Source organism: Brachyspira pulli, assembly GCF_036997785.1.
Taxonomy (GTDB): Bacteria; Spirochaetota; Brachyspiria; order Brachyspirales; family Brachyspiraceae; genus Brachyspira; species Brachyspira pulli.
Genome location: NZ_JAWLQI010000120.1, coordinates 1 through 3,099 on the forward strand (window position 1 = coordinate 1; position 3,099 = coordinate 3,099).

3 protein-coding genes are annotated in these 3,099 nt (G+C 25.7%); 2 read left to right on the top strand and 1 reads right to left on the bottom strand.

Features of this window, described 5'->3' with window-relative positions:
* Together R4K56_RS14550 and R4K56_RS14555 are read left to right on the top strand one after the other, a co-directional pair.
* Positions 1–428 (top strand): histidine phosphatase family protein (locus tag R4K56_RS14550; RefSeq protein ID WP_335773186.1); only part of this gene is annotated, 428 nt, incomplete at its 5' end.
* Between the two features lie 42 nt (positions 429–470).
* Positions 471–1,448, top strand: a complete 978-nt coding sequence (locus tag R4K56_RS14555; protein ID WP_335773187.1) for a cobalamin biosynthesis protein CobD/CbiB — start codon at positions 471–473, stop codon at positions 1,446–1,448.
* A gap of 98 nt (positions 1,449–1,546) precedes the next feature.
* Here R4K56_RS14555 and R4K56_RS14560 read toward each other — a convergent pair whose 3' ends face one another.
* Complete coding sequence (locus R4K56_RS14560) at positions 1,547–2,902, bottom strand: MATE family efflux transporter (protein WP_335773188.1); 1,356 nt, start codon at positions 2,900–2,902, stop codon at positions 1,547–1,549.
* Between the last annotated feature and the right edge of the window lie 197 nt (positions 2,903–3,099).

The window sequence follows — 3,099 nt, forward strand, 5'->3', positions numbered from 1 at the left end:
CTATGAAAAGATGCTTAGAAACAGCCCAAATATATTTTGAGGAAATGAATGACACTAAAGAAGTTATTAACAATTTAAAAGAAAGATGTTTTGGTGATTTTGAAGGTAAAAATCATGAAGAATTAAAAAATAACCCTTATTATAAAGAATTTTTCAGAACTAATTGGAAAAGCAATGTTCCTAATGGAGAAACTTCTGAAGATTTCTTCTCAAGAACTGAAAATGCCTATCTATATATAATAGAAGATATGAAGAAAAATAATTTAGATTATACTGCTATAGTTACTCATGGCGGTGTTATAATGTCAATATTCAGCAAATATGATAAACAAAATTTAAACTTCTATGATTATCTATTACAAAACGGCGGCGGATATTATGCTGAAATAGATGACAAAAATAATATAAGTATTATAGAAAAGTTATAATTTTACGATGATTATTAGTAATAACTTTTACTGGACTATATAATGAAAATACTATTAATATTACCTATATCATTTCTTTTGAATATATTTATAAAAAATGTAAAATTTGATCCTTTTGTTTTTATATCAAGACTTCATTTTATAGTGGAAGATTTATTTAAAAAGAAAAGTAAAACAGAAAATGATAAATTAGCTTTTGCTGTAGGAACTTTATCATCTTTGATAATGGTAGCTATAAGTTTTGTAATACCATTCTTCCTTTTAATGTTATTTTATAAAATTCACTTTATTTTGGGTTTAATAATAGAATTAGGATTATGCTATCTTACACTTGGTATTAGAAAACCGTTAGAAATAAGTTCTCATATAGTAAGAAGTTTAAAAACAAATGATGTAAAAAAGGCTAAATCTCTATTAAAAGAAAATACTCAGATAGAAACAGATGATATAGAACAGGAACAGATTATAAAAAGCACTATTGAATATACAACTATAAGTATTGCAGAAGATTATATATATCCTGCAATATTTTTATTGTTGGGAGGTGCGCCTTTATGTATAGCATATAAGGTTCTTTATACATTGTCTGAAAGTTCTTCTGATACTGTTTATATTGATGAAAATAAAACTAAAGATAGTTTTGGAATATTCAATATAAAACTTTGCTATATATTAAATATTATACCTTCTATATTTACATCTCTTACTCATATAATTGCTGCTAAATTCTATAAATATGAATTCAAAAATGCTTTTGAAACTTTGAAAAGAGATGGAAGAAATAATAAAGCAAGATTAGAATCAACTGTAGCTGGAGCTTTAAATATAGAACTTGGCGGAGAATATGTAAAAGACGGAGAAATATATGACAGACCTTTAGTAGGTGAATATTTAGAAGATTTAGAAATATTCCATATAGAAAAAGCAAATAAACTTATATTGATTTCTGCTATATTTGCTTTATTTATTTTGATATTATTGAAACTTATATTTATGCTTTTTTCTTCTATTATTTTTTAATGGTATTTTTTTATAATAAAACGGCTTTAAATATTTTATTATTTAAAGCCGTTATTTTTTATTTATAAATCATACACAAAATATAATCAATATTCTAATTAATCATTCTCATACACTGCTTTATCAAATATATCATTTTTCTTTATATTAGTATTATAATATATGAAGAAAAACAAAATTATTAATATAAATTGTGCTGTAGGTATAGCAAACCATATTCCATCAAGCTTCAAAAATATTGGAAGCACAACTATACATAGAGGACTTACAAAAAGCGGATCTATATAAGTTAAGAATGCTGAATACTTACTTTCGCCAGATGAATAAAAATATGCTGTTCCAAGTCTTACTATAGGCTGAAGCAAAAATGTTATTGATATTATAGTTAAACCTGATTTTACAATATTATTTGTTTCTTCTGATGCACCAAATAATAAGCCTAAATTATTTTTTAAAATAAATATTACAGTAATAATTATTAAACCTAATAAAAATGCAAATAAAATACCTTTTTTCAAAACCTTTCTCATAAGATTATTTTTACCGGCACCTTTAAAATAACTTATCATAGGCTGACAGCCTTCTGCCACTCCTTCAAATAAATGCAAAATAGAACCAGCTATATAATTTATAACAGAATATGCTGATGCACCAATATATCCTCCGTACTTTATACATTGCAAATTATTAAAAATTACTATTAAGGAAGGAGCCATAACCAAACCAAAAGGAGATAAACCTATTTGTATAGCTCTTTTTGTCATTGATAAATTAAAATCTGATAATTTTATTCTTGTTCTGTTTTTCTTTCTTATAAATAGATAATAAACTGCTATTAAAGCAACCAATCCTTGAGCTATTATTGTAGCAAGTGCCGCACCAAACATTTCTAATCTAAAAACCATTAAAAATAAATAATCTAATATAATATTTGTAATAAGACCAACTCCCATAAAACTCATGGCATGAATAGTTTTACCGCAATTTCTTATTATAGGCATAGAACCGAATGATATTATTTGAAAACTGCCCCCTAAAATTATAGTGGTAATATATGAATCAGCCTGTTTAAATACCTCATCTCTTGCACCAAGCAAATATATAAGACTATTCTTTAATAAAAGAAGAACAACTGTTAATATTATACTAGCTAATATAAGAGAAATAAAAGTATTTACTTTAGCCTTATTAAATCCTTCTATATTACCCTCTCCAAGATATGTAGACATTATAACAGAACCGCCCATACCAAGCATTACTGCAGTAGCCATAAGTAAAGTACCTATAGGATAAACTAAATTAATTGCAGTAAGCCCAATATCTCCCATAGAATTACCAACGAAGAAACCGTCTACAACTATATAAAATCCTCCCAACATTGTTGAAACTATAGCAGGAATAATATATTTGAAAAAAGATTTTTCCATACTTTCTACACTGCTGACTACTGTCATATAAAACTCCTTTAATAAAAATTTAGTACGACGGTGGACTATTATATACATGTTTGTTTCTTTGTCAATAGAGAAAGTACGATTTTTTACTTTTTATTGTTTAGGAGTAATAGATATTGCACACTTTTTAGTTTAAAAAAAGAAGGTATTCCTTATAATTAAATTAGCAAAAAAATAAAAAGGAATACCTATGAAAC